At 70.1% G+C, this 18,357-nt stretch carries 17 protein-coding genes; 9 read left to right on the forward strand and 8 right to left on the reverse strand.

The annotated features are described in order from the left end of the window. Positions 1 to 36 precede the first annotated feature (36 nt). From IEY69_RS01580 to IEY69_RS01600, 5 genes are all read right to left on the reverse strand, one after another. Positions 37 to 795 (reverse strand): ABC transporter ATP-binding protein, encoded by a 759-nt coding sequence (locus IEY69_RS01580; protein ID WP_189071400.1) that lies wholly within the window; start codon positions 793 to 795, stop codon positions 37 to 39. A gap of 121 nt (positions 796 to 916) precedes the next feature. Continuing rightward, positions 917 to 1,699 (reverse strand): ABC transporter ATP-binding protein, encoded by a 783-nt coding sequence (locus tag IEY69_RS01585; protein ID WP_229783546.1) that lies wholly within the window; start codon positions 1,697 to 1,699, stop codon positions 917 to 919. Further along, complete coding sequence (locus IEY69_RS01590) at positions 1,696 to 2,685, reverse strand: branched-chain amino acid ABC transporter permease (protein WP_189071401.1); 990 nt, start codon at positions 2,683 to 2,685, stop codon at positions 1,696 to 1,698. Before IEY69_RS01590 ends, IEY69_RS01585 begins: the two co-directional genes overlap by 4 nt. Then, positions 2,682 to 3,542, reverse strand: coding sequence for a branched-chain amino acid ABC transporter permease (locus IEY69_RS01595; protein WP_189071402.1), 861 nt, complete (start codon positions 3,540 to 3,542; stop codon positions 2,682 to 2,684). Before IEY69_RS01595 ends, IEY69_RS01590 begins: the two co-directional genes overlap by 4 nt. A gap of 129 nt (positions 3,543 to 3,671) precedes the next feature. Further along, positions 3,672 to 4,832 (reverse strand): ABC transporter substrate-binding protein, encoded by a 1,161-nt coding sequence (locus IEY69_RS01600; protein ID WP_189071403.1) that lies wholly within the window; start codon positions 4,830 to 4,832, stop codon positions 3,672 to 3,674. A 103-nt stretch (positions 4,833 to 4,935) separates the two neighbouring features. On the opposite strand from IEY69_RS01600, the gene IEY69_RS01605 reads away from it, so the two are divergent. From IEY69_RS01605 to IEY69_RS01615, 3 genes are read left to right on the forward strand one after another with little or no spacing between them, the layout of a single operon-like run. Continuing rightward, complete coding sequence (locus tag IEY69_RS01605) at positions 4,936 to 6,018, forward strand: alpha/beta fold hydrolase (RefSeq protein ID WP_189071404.1); 1,083 nt, start codon at positions 4,936 to 4,938, stop codon at positions 6,016 to 6,018. Positions 6,019 to 6,025: 7 nt separating this feature from the next. Further along, complete coding sequence (locus IEY69_RS01610; RefSeq protein WP_189071405.1) at positions 6,026 to 6,763, forward strand: alpha/beta fold hydrolase; 738 nt, start codon at positions 6,026 to 6,028, stop codon at positions 6,761 to 6,763. Between the two features lie 28 nt (positions 6,764 to 6,791). After that, complete coding sequence (locus tag IEY69_RS01615) at positions 6,792 to 7,490, forward strand: CoA transferase subunit A (RefSeq protein ID WP_189071406.1); 699 nt, start codon at positions 6,792 to 6,794, stop codon at positions 7,488 to 7,490. A 54-nt stretch (positions 7,491 to 7,544) separates the two neighbouring features. Here IEY69_RS01615 and nadE read toward each other — a convergent pair whose 3' ends face one another. Continuing rightward, the gene (gene nadE, locus IEY69_RS01620; protein WP_189071407.1) at positions 7,545 to 8,384 is read right to left on the reverse strand and encodes an NAD(+) synthase; all 840 of its coding nucleotides are present in this window, start codon (positions 8,382 to 8,384) and stop codon (positions 7,545 to 7,547) included. A 68-nt stretch (positions 8,385 to 8,452) separates the two neighbouring features. On the opposite strand from nadE, the gene IEY69_RS01625 reads away from it, so the two are divergent. The 3 genes from IEY69_RS01625 to IEY69_RS01635 all read left to right on the forward strand — a co-directional run bounded on the left by IEY69_RS01625 (position 8,453) and on the right by IEY69_RS01635 (position 11,542). Further along, positions 8,453 to 9,856 carry an MFS transporter gene (locus IEY69_RS01625; RefSeq protein ID WP_229783548.1) on the forward strand — a complete coding sequence of 468 codons (1,404 nt, stop codon included), beginning with the start codon at positions 8,453 to 8,455 and terminating at the stop codon, positions 9,854 to 9,856. A 20-nt stretch (positions 9,857 to 9,876) separates the two neighbouring features. Continuing rightward, positions 9,877 to 10,758, forward strand: coding sequence for an adenylyltransferase/cytidyltransferase family protein (locus tag IEY69_RS01630; RefSeq protein ID WP_229783549.1), 882 nt, complete (start codon positions 9,877 to 9,879; stop codon positions 10,756 to 10,758). 154 nt (positions 10,759 to 10,912) lie between these two features. Beyond that, positions 10,913 to 11,542 carry a CoA transferase subunit B gene (locus IEY69_RS01635; protein WP_189071408.1) on the forward strand — a complete coding sequence of 210 codons (630 nt, stop codon included), beginning with the start codon at positions 10,913 to 10,915 and terminating at the stop codon, positions 11,540 to 11,542. Positions 11,543 to 11,589: 47 nt separating this feature from the next. On the opposite strand, the gene IEY69_RS01640 is transcribed toward IEY69_RS01635, so the two are convergent. Next, a complete protein-coding gene (locus IEY69_RS01640) occupies positions 11,590 to 12,936 on the reverse strand; it encodes a cytochrome P450 (RefSeq protein WP_189071409.1) in 1,347 nt (448 codons plus the stop codon). A gap of 59 nt (positions 12,937 to 12,995) precedes the next feature. Then, positions 12,996 to 13,607 carry a hypothetical protein gene (locus IEY69_RS01645; protein ID WP_189071410.1) on the reverse strand — a complete coding sequence of 204 codons (612 nt, stop codon included), beginning with the start codon at positions 13,605 to 13,607 and terminating at the stop codon, positions 12,996 to 12,998. A gap of 210 nt (positions 13,608 to 13,817) precedes the next feature. Between IEY69_RS01645 and IEY69_RS01650 the strand changes: the two genes are divergently transcribed. From IEY69_RS01650 to IEY69_RS01660, 3 genes are all read left to right on the forward strand, one after another. Next, the gene (locus IEY69_RS01650) at positions 13,818 to 15,488 is read left to right on the forward strand and encodes an acyl-CoA carboxylase subunit beta (RefSeq protein WP_189071411.1); all 1,671 of its coding nucleotides are present in this window, start codon (positions 13,818 to 13,820) and stop codon (positions 15,486 to 15,488) included. Between the two features lie 103 nt (positions 15,489 to 15,591). Then, on the forward strand, positions 15,592 to 16,800 hold the full coding sequence (locus IEY69_RS01655) for an acyl-CoA dehydrogenase family protein (protein WP_189071412.1): 1,209 nt from the start codon (positions 15,592 to 15,594) through the stop codon (positions 16,798 to 16,800). 530 nt (positions 16,801 to 17,330) lie between these two features. Continuing rightward, positions 17,331 to 18,350 (forward strand): alpha/beta hydrolase, encoded by a 1,020-nt coding sequence (locus IEY69_RS01660; protein ID WP_229783550.1) that lies wholly within the window; start codon positions 17,331 to 17,333, stop codon positions 18,348 to 18,350. The last annotated feature ends 7 nt before the right edge of the window (positions 18,351 to 18,357 follow it).

Below are 18,357 nucleotides of genomic sequence, written 5' to 3' on the forward strand. Positions count from 1 at the left end.
GGACGTGGAATCGTCCCCTCCCGCCCTGCTGTCCAGTCAGAGCGCCAGGTACGCCTCGCGCACGGCCGGGTCGGCCAGCAGCGCCGCGCCCGTCCCCTCCTTAACGACCTGCCCGTTCTCCAGCACGTACGCCCGGTGCGCCAGCTTCAGGCTGAGGTTCACGTTCTGCTCGACCAGCACCACCGTCACGCCCCGCGCGTTCACGGCCTTCAGCGCCTCGAACACCGTCTGCGTCATCAGCGGCGACAGGCCCAGACTGGGCTCGTCCACGACCAGCACGCTGGGGCGGGCCATCAGCGCGCGGCCCACCGCGACCATCTGCTGCTCGCCGCCCGACAGTGTGCCTGCCAGCTGCCCCGCCCGCTCCTGAAGGCGTGGGAACAGTGCGTACACCTCCGACAGCGTCTCGGCGGCGCGCGCGCGGGCAGCGGCACTCATGGCCGCGCCCAGCTCCAGATTCTCGCGCACCGTCATGTGCGGGAACAACTCGCGGCCCTCCGGGACGTGCCCCAGGCCCAGCGCCACCACGCGGCTCGGCTCGGCCCGCGTGATGTCCACCCCGCCCAGCGTGATGCGGCCCGCCGTGGGCTTCACCACGCCACTCACTGCGCGCAGCGTGGTCGTCTTGCCCGCCCCGTTCGCGCCGATCACCGCCACGAACTCACCCGGCGCGGCGTGCAGCGAGACGTCCCACAACACCTGCACCTTCCCGTACCCGGCAGCCAGACCCTCAATCCTCAGTTCCTGCCCCACGTCATTCGACGCGGGGGCCGTCCGATTCAATGTGTCGGTCATACCGGATTCATCCGATTCCCGACCTTCCGGAACACCACCGGAAGTCCGTCCATCTCCTGAAGTCCGTTCGTCATTGCTTCTCCCTCCGGTCGGGTTCGTCTCCGACTCACCGCAATTCCTGTCATGCGTGCAGCCCCTCTTCCGTGCCCAGGTACGCACTGACCACGCGCGGGTCGGCCGTCACCTCGCGGTACGTGCCCTGCGCGAGCACCTGCCCCTGATCCATCACGACCACCCGGTCCGCCAGATCCCGCACGACGGGCATGATGTGCTCAATGAACAGCACGCTCACGCCGCTGTCGCGCACACCGCGCACGAGCGCGACCGCCTCCTGCGCCTCGCCGGGACGCAGGCCCGCCATCACCTCGTCCAGCAGGAGCACGCTGGGATTCGTCGCCAGGGCGCGCGCCACCTCCAGTCGCTTGTCCTGCAACAGCGTCAGTTCATGCGCGGCCTTGTCGGCGTGCGCCGCCAGCCCGGTGCGTTCCAGCAGCGCCCACGCCCGCTCGCGCGCCTCCGGCAGGCGCTGACCGGGCTTCCCGAACAGGGCGCCCACCGTGACGTTCTCGTGCACGGTCATCTCCGGGAAGGGCCGCACGATCTGGAACGCGCGGCCCAGCCCGGCGTGACAGCGGGCCTCCATGGGCTGATCGGTCACGTCGCGGCCCATCAGGTGCAGCCGCCCCGCCGACGGGCGGTACACGCCGGACAGCAGGTTCAGCAGTGTCGTCTTGCCCGCCCCGTTCGGCCCGATCACTGCCAGGATCTCGCCCTGCTGGTGCGTGAACGACACGTCCTGCACGGCCTTCAGGCCGCCGAAGCGCTTCGAGAGGCCCTCGGCGCGCAGGACCTCCACGCCCTGCGGGGCGGGGGAGGGGACGCCCCTGGTTGCAGTGGCAGTCACAGGTCACCTCCGTGTTTCCTGCCCCGGCGCAGGCCCATCAGGCCGCGCGGGAGCCACAGGATGCTCAGCATCAGCACCAGCCCGTACACGACGAGGTACCCGTTCTTCACGCTGTTGTGCAGCACTTCCTCGGCCACGCGCAGCACGGTCGCGCCCAGTACCGGTCCCAGCGTCGTGTACAGCCCCCCGAAGATCGAGGTGGTCAGCGGCGCGATGGAGTTCGCCAGGCTGAAGGTCTCCAGCGGGTTGATGAAGAACGTCTTCCCGGCGTACAGCACGCCCGCCAGCGCGGCCAGGCAGGAGCTGATGAAGAACGCCAGCAGCTTGAAGCGCACGATGCTCACGCCCAGCACCCGCGCGGTTTCCTCGCCCTGCCGGATCGCGGCGAACGCGAAGTGCAGCCGCGTCAGGCGCACCGCCAGACTGACGAGCACCGTGAACGCCAGCAGCCCCCACGCGAGCCCATACTGCGCGCGGCTGTTCCCGCCCAGCAGCGCGGGCACGAGCAGGCCGGTCGCGCCGCCCGCGACGCTCTCGGGGAGATTCTGGATGATCGTGCGGACCACCTCCGTGAACGCCAGCGTGGCGATCGCGAAGTACATGCCGCTCAGGCGCATCGTGACCGTGCCCAGGATCAGGCTCACGCCGCCAGCCAGGAGTGCCGCGACCGGCATGGCCAGCAGCCACGGCAGGCCCGCTTTCAGCAGCAGTGCGTACCCGTAAGCGCCCAGCCCGTAGAACGCCGCGTGCGCGAGGCTCACCTGCCCGCTGCGCGCCAGGATGTCCCACGACAGCGCCATGATCCCCGCCACCAGCGTGAAGAACGCGATCTGCAGCAGGAACTCCGAACGGGTGCCCAGTGGCAGGAACGGGAACAGCGCCGCCAGCAGCAGGAACCCCAGCAGGGGCAGGACCGCGCCCGGCGTGATCTCCCGGCGCGGCGCCGCACGCACCGGTGCGCCGGCTTCGGCCTGACGGGCGCTCATTTGGCGCCCCGGAAGGACCGCAGCACCAGCGTTCCGAAGATCATCAGGAAGAACACCGCGTCACTCCAGCCGCCGCCGCCCGGCACGTACGTCTGCACCAGCGCCTCGCTGACGCCCAGCAGCACCGATGCCCACAGCACGCCCGTCAGGTTCCCCAGGCCCGCCATGACGATGATCGCGAAGGCCTTCAGCGCGAACACGAGCCCCACCGTCGGGGACGCGAACAGCAGCACGCTGACCAGCACGCCCGCCACCGCCGCCAGCCCGCAGCTCACGCCGAACGCGATCAGGTACACGCGGTCCACGTTGATGCCGATCAGCTGCGCTCCCCGGCGGTTCTGCGCCACGGCCCGCATCTGGCGGCCCAGCGTCGTGCGGTACAGCACCCCGTACAGCGCGGCCAGCAGCAGCGCCGCCAGCCCGAACGCCAGCGCCTTCGGGCCGCCCACGCTGAGGTCACCCAGTTGCAGGCTGCTCGCCTGGTACGGCGTGCTGACCGTGCGGGTGTTCCCGCCCAGCAGCATCAGCGCGAGGTTCTGCAGCAGGATGCCCAGCCCGAACGTCAGCAGCATCTGGTTCAGTTCCGGGGCCAGCAGCACGTGCCGGATGCTCACCCGGTACGTCAGCGCCCCGATGGCGAAGACCGCCACCGCGATGACCGGCAGGCTCAGCAGCGGATCGACGCCCAGAAAGGCGCTGCCCGCCCACGCCAGGAACGCCCCGATCATCAGGTATTCCCCATGCGCGAAGTTCACGATGCCGACCACACCCACCGCCAGCGCCAGCCCCGACGCGACGAGCGCGTACAGGCCGCTCTGCAGCAGGCCGTTGACCAGCGTCTGCACAAATAAGTCCATCTCTCTTCCTCCCCTCGACCCTGCGAGGACGCCGTCCAGAAAAACGCTCCGGGCCCCGAACTGCCGGGGACGTGCTTCCCGGCAGCTCACAGCCCAGAACTCACAGCTCGGAGCCCATCACTCAGGGCGTTACTTGCCGTACACCATGGGTTTCTGCGCGAACTTGATCGGGTAGACCGGCACGCGCGCGTCCCCGAGGTACTGGAAGTGCAGCCAGTTCCCGGCCTTGAAGCCCTGGTACTTCGTTTTCAGGCTGGGGCTGAAGGTCAGCTGCCCGAACGGCGTGGACACGTTCGTCTTCGCCATCTCGGCGGCGACTTTGGCCTTGTCGGTCGTGCCCGCGCGGTTGATCGCGGCGGCCAGCGTCTTGAGGTTCACGTACGCCAGCGGCGCGAAGTACTCGTCGGTCACCGTGCCGTACTTCTTCTTGTACGCGGCGACGAACGCGCGGCTGTCCTTGTTGGGGCTGGTGGACAGCCACAGGCTCAGGCCCGCGACGTTGTCGGCCAGTTTGTTCTTCTCGAAGCCGACGGGCCAGCTGGGGGGCGTGCCGTACAGCAGGCCCAGCTGCAGGTTCTGCTGCTTGATCTCGGTCGCCAGGGGCAGGGCGTCGGTGTCGTACCCGACCCAGTACAGGATGTCGGGCTTCGCGGCCTTGGCCTTGCTGACCAGCGGGCCGAAGTTGCCGCTGCCGGTCTTGAACTTCTCGGTCATGACGACGTTGAACCCGGCCTTCTTGAAGGCGTCCACGGTCGCGTCGATGCCCGCGCTGCCGAAGGGGCCGTCCTCGTACGCGATGGCGATGTTCTTGGCTTTCTTGTACGTCTTGAGGTACTTGAAGTACCCGAGGATCGCCTCGAAGTTGTAGTACGACCAGGGGTGGTAGTGGAAGAAGTACGGGTGGTCCGCGAAGGCGTCCTCGACGGGCACGGCGGCCGCGCCGATCCAGGCCATGAAGGTGCCGTACTGCTTGGCGGGGCCGCTGATGGCGATGCTGGTGGCGCTGCTCACGCCGCCCGCCATGAAGTCCACCTTCTCGACCGTCACGAGTTTCACGAATTCCGGCACGGCCTTGGCGGGGGCGCTGCCGTCATCGGCGAATTCCAGTTCCAGGGGTTTGCCGAGCACGCCGCCTGCCTTGTTGATCTCGTCGAGTGCCAGCTGGTACCCGCTTCGTGCGGCCTGCCCGGACACGCTGCCCGCCCCGCTCAGGGGAAGCAGCACGCCGACCTTCACCGCGCTCGCGCCGGACAGCGCAAGCAGAATGCCCGTCATCAGGAGTGTTTTCATGTTCGCCCGGCAGTCTAGGACCGTCTCGTCACACGGGCGTTACACCTGCCGCTGACCGGGCGTGTAACCGGCCCGTGACGCCCCCCACCTAGCCTGAACCGCGATGCGAGACAGTCAGTGGACCTGGACCCCGGGCGACTCCCCCGGCCTGTTCGAACTGCGGGGTGACCTGAACGTGGCGGGCGTCCCCGTCCCCGTGCGCCTGGGCGGGCGCGCCTGGGGTGAACTGAACGCCGCGCGCGACAACGCCGTGTTGGTCTGCCACCACTACACCGGCACCATGCGCGCCGCCGGGGTTCAGCCTGACGGGACGCCCGGCTGGTGGGCGGCGCTGATCGGCCCCGGGCGGGCGCTGGACACCGACCGGTTCCACGTGGTGTGCCTGAACAGCCTGGGGAACGTGCAGGTGCGCGACCCGCAGGTCGTCACGACCGGCCCCGCCACGCCCCACCCGGACGGGCAGCCGTGGGGCGAGCGGTTCCCGGCGTGGACGATGGCGGACCTGCACGCGGCGCAGTGTGGCCTGCTGCGCGCGCTGGACGCTCCGCGCTGGCACGCGGTGGTCGGTCCCAGCTTCGGGGGGATGCAGGCGCTGCAGTGGGCGGCGCGCGCTCCGGCGCTGGCGCCGCGCGTGGCGGCGGTCGTGACCAGCCCGGTGACGGGTCCGGTGCTGCGCGGCGTGTTCGGGCCGCTGCTGCACGCGGCGGCGCAGGGTGACCCGGACGCGGCGCTGCACGAGACGCTGCGCCTGATCACCTTCTTCGGGCTTGGCGCGGACGGCATGGACCTGCTGTTCCGCGAGGAGGACGTGGACGCCTACCTGCGCACCCGCACCGCGACTGCCGACCTGAGCCACGTGCTGGACATCGGCCGGGCCGTGCAGACCCACGACCTGATGGAGGTCGCCCCGCTGGACGAGCTGTGCCGCCGCTGGCGCGACCTGGGCACCCGGCTCCTGAGCGTGAACGTGCGCGGCGACCAGTTCTTCCCCGCCGCCGAGATGCGAGATTTCGCCGCCCGGACGCAGGAGGCGGGTGTATCGCACACCCACCTGGAATTCGACTCGCCGCGCGGGCACCTGGGCGGCCTGACCGACACCGCCGCCTTCGAGGACGCCCTACGGGACCTGCTGGGCGCGGCGCCGATCCCGCCCGCGCTGGACGTGGCGGAGGTGCGCCATGTCTGATGGAGGCATGACCCGCACTCTGGTGGCCCTGCACGGGAATTTCGCGTCCGCCCGCTGGTGGGTGGACCTGCTGGCCGATCCGCCTGCAGGGTGGCGGGTGCTGGCCCCGGACCTGCCGGGCTTCGCGGGCACGCCCCACAAGGGTGAGATCTCGATTGGATCGTACGCGGACTGGGTGCAGGACTGGCTGCGCGCGCAGGGTATCGAAGGGCCCGTGCTGCTGGGACACTCGCTGGGCGGCGCGGTGGCGCTGGAGGTCGCGGCGCGTGAGCCGCAGGCCCTCTCGGGTCTGGTCCTGGCGGCCAGTGCGCCCCTGGGTGGGCTGGTCACGCCGGAGGAGAACTACCCGGTGCTGGAACTGCTGCGCACCACACCGCCGCTGATGGAGGCCAGCCTGGGCGCGCTGTTCCCGTCGCGGCGCCCCGCGAACTTCGCGGACCTGCTGGCGGACGGCGCGAACATGGCCGTCACGCACTACAGCGGGAACGCCCGCGCGCTGGCCGCGTGGCGGGTGGATGCGGCGCCCCTGGCCGGGCTGCCCACGCTGGTGCTGGGTGGTGAACTGGACCCGCTGATCACGCCGGACATGGTGCGCGCGCAGGCGACGGCGCTGGGCACGGCGGCCACCATCCTGCCCGGGCGCGGTCACGGGTTCCCGCAGGAGGACCCGGCCGCGTTCCGCGCGCTGCTGGACGGGTTCCGCGCGCTGCTGGACGGGTTCCTGTCCAGCCTCCCCATCTCCTAACGACCGTTCGTTCTACACTGGAGCCAACATGAACAAGGTGTACCCCGACGCCCGCGCGGCGCTTCACGACATCGTCGCCGACGGCCAGACCATCGCCGTGGGCGGCTTCGGCCTGTGCGGCATTCCCGAACAGCTCATCCTCGCGCTGCGCGACAGCGGCGCGACCGGCCTGACCGCCGTCAGCAACAACGCCGGCGTGGACGGCTGGGGCCTGGGCCTGCTGCTCGAAACCCGCCAGATCCGCAAGATGATCAGCTCCTACGTCGGCGAGAACAAGGAATTCGAACGCCAGTACCTCGCCGGGGAACTCGAACTGGAATTCACCCCGCAGGGCACCCTGGCCGAACGCATGCGCGCCGGGGGCGCGGGCATCCCCGGCTTCTACACCAAGACCGGCGTGGGCACCACCGTCGCCGAGGGCAAGGAACACAAGGACTTCGACGGTCAGACGTTCATCCTGGAACGCGGCATCGTCGCCGACGTCGCGCTGGTGAAGGCGTGGAAGGCGGACCGGGCCGGGAACCTCGTGTACCGCAAGACCGCCCGCAACTTCAACCCCATGGCGGCCACCTGCGGCAGGGTCACGGTCGCGGAGGTCGAGGAGATCGTGGAGATCGGGCAGATCGACCCGGACGACGTGGACACCCCCGGCATCTTCGTGCAGCGCGTCGTGCTGAACGCTGCGCCCGAGAAACGCATCGAGCAGCGCACCGTCCGCGCAGGCTGAACCGGACATTGAAAAGGGGGCGGTCCGGTGGCTGAGCCTGGACCGCCCTCTGGTTCACGCCTCCTGCCACCACCGGTCGAAGGGCGTGACCGGCACGGCGCGCTTGTGGCGGGTGACGCGGTACATCCGCTCCAGTGTCTCGGCCACCTCCGGCGCGACCTCCTTCCCTTCGAGGTAGTCGTCGATCTGGGCGTACGTCAGGCCCAATGCCACTTCATCGGGGAGGCCGGGGCGGTCGTCCTCCAGGTCGGCGGTGGGGACCTTGCGCCACGTCTCCTCGGGTGCGCCTAGGAATTCAAGGAGCTGTGCGCCCTGGCGTTTGCTCAGGCCGGTCAGGGGCGTGACGTCCACGCCGCCGTCCCCGTACTTCGTGAAGAAGCCCGTGACCGCCTCGGCGGCGTGATCGGTGCCGACCACCAGCAGGTTCAGCTGCCCGGCCAGCGCGTACTGCGCGACCATCCGCTCGCGGGCCTTGATGTTCCCCCGCACAAAATCCCGCAGCTCGCCGCCCACGCCCGTCTCGGCCAGCGCGGCGGCGGCGGCCCGGCTGGCGGCGTCCACGGCCTCTTTCACGTTCACCGTCACGCTCCGGTCGGGGCGGATGAACGTCAGGGCGCGCTGCGCGTCCGCCTCGTCCGCCTGCACGCCGTACGGCAGGCGCGCCGCCACGAACGTCGCCTCGGCACCGTCGGCGCGCAGGCGTTCGGCGGCCAGCTGGCACAGTCGCCCCGCCAGGGTGCTGTCCTGACCGCCACTGATCCCCAGCACGAACCCCCGCGTGCCCGACGCGCGCAGGTACGTGCACAGGAACGCCACGCGCCGCTCCACCTCCGCCGCCGGGTCCACCGTGGGCCGGACTTCCAGTTCCCTGATGATGCTCTGCTGCGCCCTCATGCGGCGCAGTATTTCACCTGCACGCAAGTGGCGCAGGCGGGCCCTCGAGAACGCTCTACACTGAACGGGTGACCGAGGCGCCCACGCGACTGCAACTCCCGGACCACGCGCCAGCCGCGCCGCAGCCCGGCACGCGGACCGTGGACAGCGTGATCGAGTCGCTGGGCGTGGGTCCGTTCCAGCTGCGGCTGCTGCTCATCTGCGGCCTGACCTTCGCGGCGGACGCCATGGAAGTCCTGCTGATGGGCTTCGCGCTACCCGGCGTGAACGCCACATTCGGCCTGCCACCCGGGGCGCTGGGGGCCACCATGCTGCTCTCGGCGACCTTCCTCGGCATGCTGCTCGGCGCGCCCTTCTGGGGCCGGCAGGCCGACGTGTACGGGCGTCGCCCCGTGTTCCTGTTCACAGTGCTGGCCGGTGTGATCTTCGGGCTGGTGGGCGCCATGGCCCCGAACATCTGGGTGCTGGTGGGCGCGCGGGTCCTGGCGGGATTCGCCATCGGCGGGACCATGGCGGTCGATTACGCCCTGATGGCCGAGTTCGTGCCCCGGCGCGTGCGCGGCCGTTTCCTGGTCCTGACCGAGGGCTTCTGGGCAATCGGCACGTTGATGATCGCAGCCCTGGCGTACGGCGTGGGGCAGCTGCTGCCCCCACAGGAGTCGTGGCGGGTGCTGGTGCTGATCGCGGCGCTGCCCGGCGTGGTGGGCCTGCTGGTCCGGACCGGGGTGCCGGACTCGCCCCGCTGGCTGATCTCCCGAGGCCGCGTGGAAGAAGCGCGCGCCGCCCTGGCCCGCGTGGCCGCGCTGAACGGTCAGACCCTCCCGCCAGAACCGCTGGCCGCGCCGCGCCGCCTGACGGCGAAACCGCCGCGCTGGGGGGCGCTGCTCGCCCCGCACCTGCGGGACCGGACGCTGCTGCTGTCCGCCGCGTGGTTCGGCATGAGCCTGGGGTACTACGGGATCTTCTCGTGGCTGCCCACGCACCTGCGCACGCAGGGTGTGGACCTGCCCGAAGCGTACCGCGTGACCATGATCCTGGCGCTGGCGCAGGTGCCGGGGTACCTGCTGTCCAGCCTGATGGTGGAGTGGGCGGGGCGCCGCGCGACCCTGGTGGGATTCATGCTGGCCAGCGCGGGCGGCGCGTACCTGTTCATGCTGTCCAGTTCGCCCGCGTGGACGCTGGTCGCGTCGGGCCTGCTGTCGTTCTCGCTGCTGGGCGCGTGGGGTGCACTGTACGCTTTCGCGGCCGAGGTGTTCCCCACGACCCTACGCGCCACCGGCATGGGGACCGTCAGTGCCGCCGCGCGGCTGGGCAGCCTGATCTCCCCGGTGGCGGGCGGCCTGCTGCTCAGCGGGAACCTGGGCCAGGCGCTGACCGTGTTCGCCGCGTCGTTCATCATCTCGGCCGGGTGCGTGTGGGCGACCGGACTGGACCTGCGCGGCCAGCCCATCCCGGAAGGAGAGCGGGGCTGAGACACGCGGCCCCACTGGCCGTGTACGTGGGCCGCTTCCAGCCGCCGCACGCCGGGCACCTGCACGCCATGCAGGCGGCACTGGAGGTCGGGAACGGGCGGCTGCTGGTGCTGCTGGGCAGCGCGAACCTCGCCCGCAGCGCCCGCAACCCGTTCACGCCGCGCGAACGGGCCGGGATGATCCGCGCTGCACTGAGGGAAACGGGCGTCCCGCCGCGCCGCGTGACCCTGCGGCCCCTCCCGGACGAGTTCGACGCGGCCCGCTGGGCGGCGCATGTCCGCCGGGCCGCGCACGAGGCCGCCGGGAACGCCCCCGTCGTCCTGACGGGCTTCGAGAAGGACGCCAGCAGCAGCTACCTGCGCTGGTTCCCCGAGTGGACCCTGGACCCCAGCCCGCCCCTGCGGGTGGGGGAGGGCGTGCTGAACGCCACCGAGGCCCGCGCTGGCCTCCTCGGGCAGGGTGAGGTGTCCCCGGACCTGCCCCCGGCGGTCGCGGCGGTCCTGACCCGCTTCCGGGACACCCGCACCTTCGACCGCCTGCGCACCGAATGGGCCGCACTGGAGGCCGAACGGACCGCCTGGGATGGCGCGCCCCGACACGAACGCCTCGACCTGCACGTCACACCGGAACACGTGTGGCTGGCCCGACGCCCCGGCCCGGTCGGCGCGGGATTGTGGACCCTCCCCGCCACGCCCCTGCACCCCGACAGGCTGCCTGCGGGCGCGACCGTGTTCAGCCACCCGGCCCGCTCGCTGGGCGTACCCACCACCGCGCACGTCGTCCGTGTGGCCTCTCCGCCGCCCGGCACCCGCCCCGTGCCCCTGCCGCTCGCTCTGGCGCGACCCCGGCAGTTCTTCGAGGATCACCACGTCATCCTGCGCCGCGTGCTGCGGGTCGACTGAACCAGCCACTGCCCCGCGTGAAACGGCGCTGTGACGCGCGACGGGCATGATGACCCTGTCCGACCCGGCGGGTCACGCGGCTTGACACCCCGGCGGGCTGCGCCGCAAGCTGCGCCTGACTTTCCACACTTCAACCCCCCACAGAGGAGACCTCATGCCCTGGACCCGAGACGAGATGGCCGCCCGCGCGGCCCGTGAACTGCAGGACGGCTACTACGTGAACCTCGGCATCGGCCTGCCCACCCTGGTCGCCAACCACATCCCCGACGGCGTGAACGTCATGCTGCAGAGCGAGAACGGCCTGCTGGGCATCGGCCCGTTCCCCACCGAGGATCAGGTGGACCCCGACCTGATCAACGCCGGGAAGCAGACCGTCACGGCGCTGCCCGGCGCGAGTTTCTTCTCCAGCGCGGACAGTTTCGCCATGATCCGCGGCGGGCACGTGAACCTCGCCATTCTGGGGGCCATGCAGGTCAGCGAGAAGGGTGACCTGGCCAACTGGATGATTCCCGGCAAGATGGTCAAGGGGATGGGCGGCGCGATGGACCTCGTGGCGGGCGTGCAGCGCGTCGTGGTCCTCATGGAGCACGTCGCGAAGGGGGACGCGCACAAGATCCTGCCCGACTGCACCCTGCCGCTGACCGGGCAGGCGGTCGTGAACCGCATCATCACGGATCTGGGCGTGCTGGACGTCACGCCCGGCGGCCTGAAACTGGTGGAACTCGCGCCCGGCGTGACGCTGGAGGAATTGCAGGCGAAGACCGGCGCGCCCATCCACGCGTAACCGGCTCAGATGACCGGCCCTGGCGTGATGCCGGGGCCGGTCGCTATTCAGCGCCGGAACACGGCGTTCACCGGACCGTCCGGGCGCAGCGTCACGCTGGCGTGCAGGCCGGCGGGGCCACCGTCGGGGACGGTCACCGTGACGTCGCGCAGCAGGAGCGCGGCGATCAGCCCGGCCTCCATCAGGGCGAGGTTGTTCCCGATGCACATGCGCGGTCCCAGCCCGAACGGCATGAACGCCTCCGGGGTGCGCCCGCCGCCCAGCCAGCGCTCGGGCACGAAGGCGTGCGGGTCCGGCCAGAACGCCGCGTGTCGTTGCAGCAGGGAGATGCACACCGACACCGACGCGCCCTCCGGCAGGTCGAAGCCCGCCACGCGCACCGGAGCGGTCGCCTGCCGGGGAACCAGCCACGCGGGCGGGTACAGGCGCAGCGTCTCCTGAATGCAGGCGTGCAGCAGCGGCAGGCGCGGGAGGTCCGCTCCCTCTGGGTCCCGTTCGCCCAGCACCTCGCGCAGTTCGGCCCGCACGCGCGCCTGAACGTCGGGGTGACGCGACAGCAGCAGCAGCAGGAACGTCAGGGTGTTCGCGGTCGTCTCGTGACCCGCCAGGAACAGCGTCATGACCTCGTCGCGCAGTTCCCGGTCGCTCAGGCCCGCGCCCTGTTCGTCGCGGGCGGCCAGCAGCAGCCCCAGCAGGTCCCCGCCGGGCGTTCCGGCCTCCTGCTCGGCGCGGCGCGCGGCGATGATCCGCGCCACGATCGCGTCCAGCGCCCGGCTGGCCGCCGCGGACCGCTGCCCGGCGGGAGTGGGCACCCAGCGCGGCAGGTCCACCACCGCCCGTGCGCGGCTGACCGTGTGATGCAGCAGGGGCGGCAACTCGGATTCCACCACGCGCAGTTCGTCGTCGGTCAGGCCGGTCCCGAACAGCACGGACGCCACGGCGCGCAGCGTGACGCGCAGCATCTCACCCCCCACCTCGACCGTCTCTCCCGTGTCGGCGGCCTTCAGCACGGCCGCGTGGGTGGGCCGGGCCGACCCCACGATGTCGTCCGCCATGCCGCTCAGCGCCGCGCGGTGAAAGGACGGCTGCATCAGGCGTCGGTGCGCGCGCCACGTCTGCCCCTCGGCGGTCAGGAGGCCCGTGCCCAGGAAGTCCTGCATCTTCTGAATGCCGCGCCCCTTGCGGAAACTCGCGGCCTGCGTGACGAGCACCTCGCGCGCCGCGTCCGGGTGCGTGACGACCAGCACGTCCCGCGGGCCGATCCGCAGCGTGAACGCGTCGCCGTACGCGGCGCGCAGGTGGCGCAGGTATCCCAGCGGGTCGCGGCGCAGGTTCAGTGCGGAACGCAGCGGCGAGGTGCGGGGGCGGGGCGGCAGGGGAGAGGGGGCAGTCACGGTGTCACTCAGTCTGACACTGTGTCAGTCGTCGCGCATGTCAGGCCCGGCGCGCACCGTCACTTGCGGCAGGTCAGATCCACCCGGAAGCTGGGGTCAGCGACGGTGAAGCGCGGCTTGACATCCGAACTCGTCTCGTTCAGCACCTCGAACAGGAATTTCGTGGGTGCCGACGCGGCGCCGTTCTGATCCTCGGGGAAGATGCGGAACTCGAACACGGTGCCGGTGCCCTGCGGCAGCTTCGCGTACGTCTTGTCCTGCCACGCGGTGACGCTCATCTTCGCCCAGCTGTTGCCGTCGGCGAAGATCAGGTTGATGGCGTTGTTGTACCGGATACCGGCATCGTTCATTTTCAGTGTCTGGGTGGTGCCGTTTTTCACCTCGACGGTCACGCCGTACCCGCCGTCGGAGATCGGCTGGACTTTCGTGACCCGCATCCGCCAGATGCCGTTGAACAGCCACTCGTTCAGGCAGCCGGACACGCTGGCTTTCGCGTTCGCGCCGCCCTGCGCCGCCAGGGCCTTCTGAAGGTCCGCCAGTTTGATGTACGTCACGCCGCCGATGACGCTGGTGCTCAGGGTGGTGGGTTGCCCGTTCAGGGTGAGCGTGACGGGTGCGGCGGCGGCAGTGGTGAGGGCAGTCAGGCCCAGCAGGGTCGTGAGGTGACGCATGGTGTTCTCCTTGAAGACGCCGGGAACTGAAGCTGGGGCGTCTGTGAGGACAGGGTGCGCCGCGCGCCGTTTCTGGGGCGTTTCACTTTCACCCGCGCCCGGTGGTTCGGCTCGGGGAAGCACGCGGGGATCCGCCGGGGCGCCGGATGCAGGAGCGTGTCCAACCACACCGCACATCCCTAACGAGCGTTTGTTAGACTGAGGGCAACAATGACCCAGCCTGACACCAGCGCCCCTCCGGCGCCCCCCATTCAGACCCCCTGGGCCGACGCCCTGGCCCGCCTGGACACCGACCGCGCCCGCGTCCACGCCGGTGGCGGCGCCAAGGCCCAGCAGCGCCAGCACGACAAGAACCGCCTGACTGCCCGCGAACGCATCCGCCAGCTGATCGACGATCAGACCCCCTTCGACGAACTCATGACCTTCGCCGGATGGGAGATGTACCAGGACGTCGGCGGCTGCCCCAGCGGCGGGACCGTCACCGGCATCGGCCAGATCCAGGGCCGCCCGTGGATGATCATCGCCAACGACGCCACCGTGAAGGCCGGCGCGTTCTTCCCCATCACCGCCAAGAAGGTCATCCGCGCGCAGACCATCGCCCTGGAAAACCACCTCCCGGTCGTGTACCTCGTGGACAGCGCGGGCGTGTACCTGCCCATGCAGGACGAGATCTTCCCCGACCAGGACGACTTCGGCCGCGTGTTCTACCTCAACGCCCGCATGAGCGCACGCGGCATCCCGCAGATCGCCGCCATCATGGGCAACTGCGTCGCGGGCGGCGCGTACCTGCCCGTCATGTGCGACACCCTGATCATGACCGAGGGTTCGGGGCTGTACCTCGCCGGACCCGCGCTGGTCAAAGCCGCCATCGGACAGGTCGTGGACAGCGAGGACCTCGGCGGGGCCAGCATGCACGCCAGCATCGCGGGCACCGTGGACTACAAGGAGCCCGACGACGCCGCCGCACTGAAACGCATCCGCGCGCTGGCCGACCTGTACGCCCAGGGCGACCCCGCCCCGTTCGCCAGGCGCCGCCGCGAGACGCTGCCCGCCCCGGAACGCAACCTCACCGACCTCGTCGGCTTTGACGGCAGCAAAACCTACGACGTGCGCGACCTCATCACCGCCCTCGTGGACGGGGGAGAGTTCCACGAGTTCAAACCCGAGTACGGCGAGACCCTCGTGTGCGGCTTCGCCCGCGCCGGCGGCTACCCCGTCGCGTTCGTGGCGAACCAGCGCACCGTCATCAAGAAGAAACTCAAGAGCGGCGGCGAACCCGGCCTGCGCACCCGCATCGAGGTCGGCGGCGTCATCTACGGCGACAGCGCCGACAAGGCCGCCCGCTTCATCATGGACGCCAACCAGGCGGGCGTGCCCCTCGTGTTCCTGAGCGACGTGACCGGCTTCATGGTCGGCCGCGACAGCGAACAGGAAGGCATCATCCGGCGCGGCGCGAAACTCGTGAACGCCGTGAGCAACAGCGTCGTGCCCAAGATCACCATCATCACCGGCGGCAGCTTCGGGGCGGGGAACTACGCCATGAACGGCAAGGCCTACGCCCCCCGCTTCCTGTTCGCGTGGCCCAGCGCCAAATACGCCGTCATGAGCGGCAACGCCGCCGCCAAGACCCTGCTCGACATCCAGCTCGCCGCCCTCAAGCGCAGCGGCCACCAGCCCGACGACGAGGAACTCCAGCGCCTCTACGACGAGGTCAAGAGCAAGTACGACACCGAACTGGACCCCCGCTACGCCGCCGCCCGCCTCTGGGTGGACGAGATCATCCCCCCCAACGACACGCGTGACCGCCTCATCCGCGCCCTCGAAGCCTGCGCGCAGAACCCCCACCAGGACGAATTCCGCGTCGGCGTCTTCCAGGTGTGAAGCCGTTAATGGTTGAAGGTCGATGGTCGAAAGACCACATCCCTTCCTCCATCAACTATCACCCATCAACTTTCAACCATCACCCCCTCCGAAGGAGCCCCCCATGACCAGCACCCTGAACCGTCCCGACGTCAGCAATCCGAACACGCAGCCCATGAACGACGACCAGCGCACGATCATCAGCGCGCTGCGCAGCTTCCTGAAGAACAAGGTCGAGCCCGGCGCGGCCGAGCGGGACCAGACCAGCGAGTTCCCCATGCAGATCGTCCGTGAACTGGGCGAGATGGGCATCATGGGCGCGCAGACGCCCGAGGAGTACGGCGGCGCCGGGCTGGACACGGCGACGTTCGCGATGATCATCGAGGAGGTCGCGGCGGTGGACGGCAGCCTGTGCCTCACGGTCGCCAGTCACAACAGCCTGTGCCAGGGCCACATCCTGATCGGCGGGACCGAGGCGCAGAAGCAGAAGTTCCTCCCGGCCCTGGCGAGCGCGGAGAAGCTGGGCGCGTGGGGCCTCACCGAGCCCGGCAGCGGCAGTGACAGCGGCGGCATGCAGAGCAACGCCAAGGAGCAGCCCGACGGCAGCTGGATCCTGAACGGCAGCAAGAACTTCATCACGCAGGGCAGCGTCGGCGGCACGTACGTCATCCTGGCCCGCACGGACGCCCCCCGCCCCGGCAAGGGCAAGAACGACGGCATCAGCGCGTTCGTGTTCAACCGCGACGAGGTCACGGGCTTCTCGATTGGCCGCAAGGAAGACAAGCTCGGCCTGCGCAGCAGCGACACCGCGCAGCTGATCTTCGAGGACATCCACCTCCCCGCCGACGCGCTGCTGGGCGAGCGGGGGAACGCCTTCAAGGACGTCATGAAAGTCCTCGACGGGGGCCGCGTCGGCATCGCCGCCATGGGCCTCGGCCTGGGCCGCGCCGCGTTCGAGTACGCCGCCCGCTACGTCAACCAGCGCGAACAGTTCGGTAAACCCATCGGGCACAACCAGAACCTCGCGTTCCGCCTCGCCGACATGGACACCAAACTCGACGCCGCGCGCCTCCTGATCCGCAAGGCCGCCGACCTCAAGGACGCCGGCATGAACTTCACCGTGCCGGTCGCCCGCGCCAAACTCTTCGCCACCACCGTCGGCGTCGAAGCGTGCGACGAGGCCATCCAGATGCTCGGCGGGTACGGCTACATCAAGGAGTACCCCGTGGAACGCATGTGGCGCGACAACCGCCTCACCCGCATCGGCGAAGGCACCGACGAGGTGCAACGCCTCGTCATCAGCCGCGACGTCCTGAAACGCTTCGCGGACTGAACCCCGCGTCCGCCAGAGCGCGGATGACAACCCGAGGCGCGGTGCCCAGCATGGAGGGGTACCGCGCCTCAACACCATTTCCCTCCGAACACTGCTCACGGCCAGAGAGAAACTCCCCCTGCGTTCTGATGATCGGATAGAGCATGTGCTGGAGCGGTTTCGGGTACCGTTCGGTGCGATGCGAACCGGGAAGGGTGTGTCGCACCTTCAGCGCCACAATCTGGTGTTCTGATTCATTGATGGCCGTCTCGACAGCATTGAGGTGCTGACCAGTGCCCATCACGGTCTGTCTGACCTCGTGCACTGGTGTGGCTTCGACCCCTTCTCCGGCGATCTCCTGGGGTGGTGCGCTGCACAGGGAATTCCTTTGACCCTGATGAAAGAGGAAGATGGCGGGCAGCTCTGGGAAGCTCCCTCTGGAGCCCTGATCGCGCTTCAGGAGGGGAAGCTGTGGAACGTCACCCTCACCGTGCATAGTTCACCCGCAGATCGGTCAGCCGACGCGTGATGTTCTGGTGCGACAATCAGCCATGAGATCCGGAAGACTGTGGGGGGTGGGGGCGGCGCTGGCGCTGGGCGCGTGGGTCCTCTCGACCAGACGCGCCGCCTCGTATGCCCGGCTGCACCCAGAGTTGCGCTCTCCGTTCGTGCGCTTCCGCTCGCCGCCGTTCACGCCGGGTGTCGTGGCGGTCATGGGGGCATTGCAGGCCCGCGCGAAGGCTCCTGCGCTGCCGGACGGCGTGACGGTGGAGGAGCGGCGTATTCCCGGCCCGCCCGGTGCGCCGGACGTGACGGTGTTCGTGTACCGACCCCCGAACCTCCCAGCTGGGGCGGCGGCGATCCTGAACATCCACGGGGGCGGGTATGTGACCGGCTCGGCGGCGGCGTCCCACCCGCAGAGTGCCGCGTACGCACGGGAGTTGGGTGTGGTCGTGGTGGGCGTCGAGTACCGCCTCGCGCCGGGCACGCCGTTCCCCGGACCGCTGGAGGACTGTTACGCCGCCCTGACCTGGATGGTCCGCGAGGCAGAGGCGCTGGGCCTCAACCCGGCCCGCATCGCCCTCGTCGGCGACAGCGCCGGGGGCGGACTGGCCGCCGCGCTGGCGCAACTCGCGCACGACCGGGGAGAGGTCACCCCCGCGTTCCAGCTGCTGTACTACCCCATGCTGGACGACCGCACCACCCTGAATGCCGATCACGCCGGGCGGGGCGAATTCATCTGGCGGCCCGCGTCGAACGTGCTGGGCTGGACGTCGTACCTGGGCCGCCCACCCCACCCGGACCGCGCCCCGGCGTACGCCGCGCCCGCCCGCCGCGCCGACCTCACAGGCCTGCCGCCCGCGTGGATCGGGGTCGGCACCCTCGACCTCTTCCACGAAGAGGACCGGGACTACGCCCGGCGACTCCAGGCCGCCGGGGTGCCCTGCGAATACGTGGAGGTGCCCGGCGCGTACCACGCCTTCGAACGCTTCGCGCCGGACTCCGCGGTCGCGCGTGAATTCACGGCGTCGGCAATCAGCGCCCTGCGGGGAGGATTGAGAATCTCCTGAATGGCAG

This window comes from Deinococcus sedimenti, from assembly GCF_014648135.1.
Classification (GTDB): Bacteria; Deinococcota; Deinococci; order Deinococcales; family Deinococcaceae; genus Deinococcus; species Deinococcus sedimenti.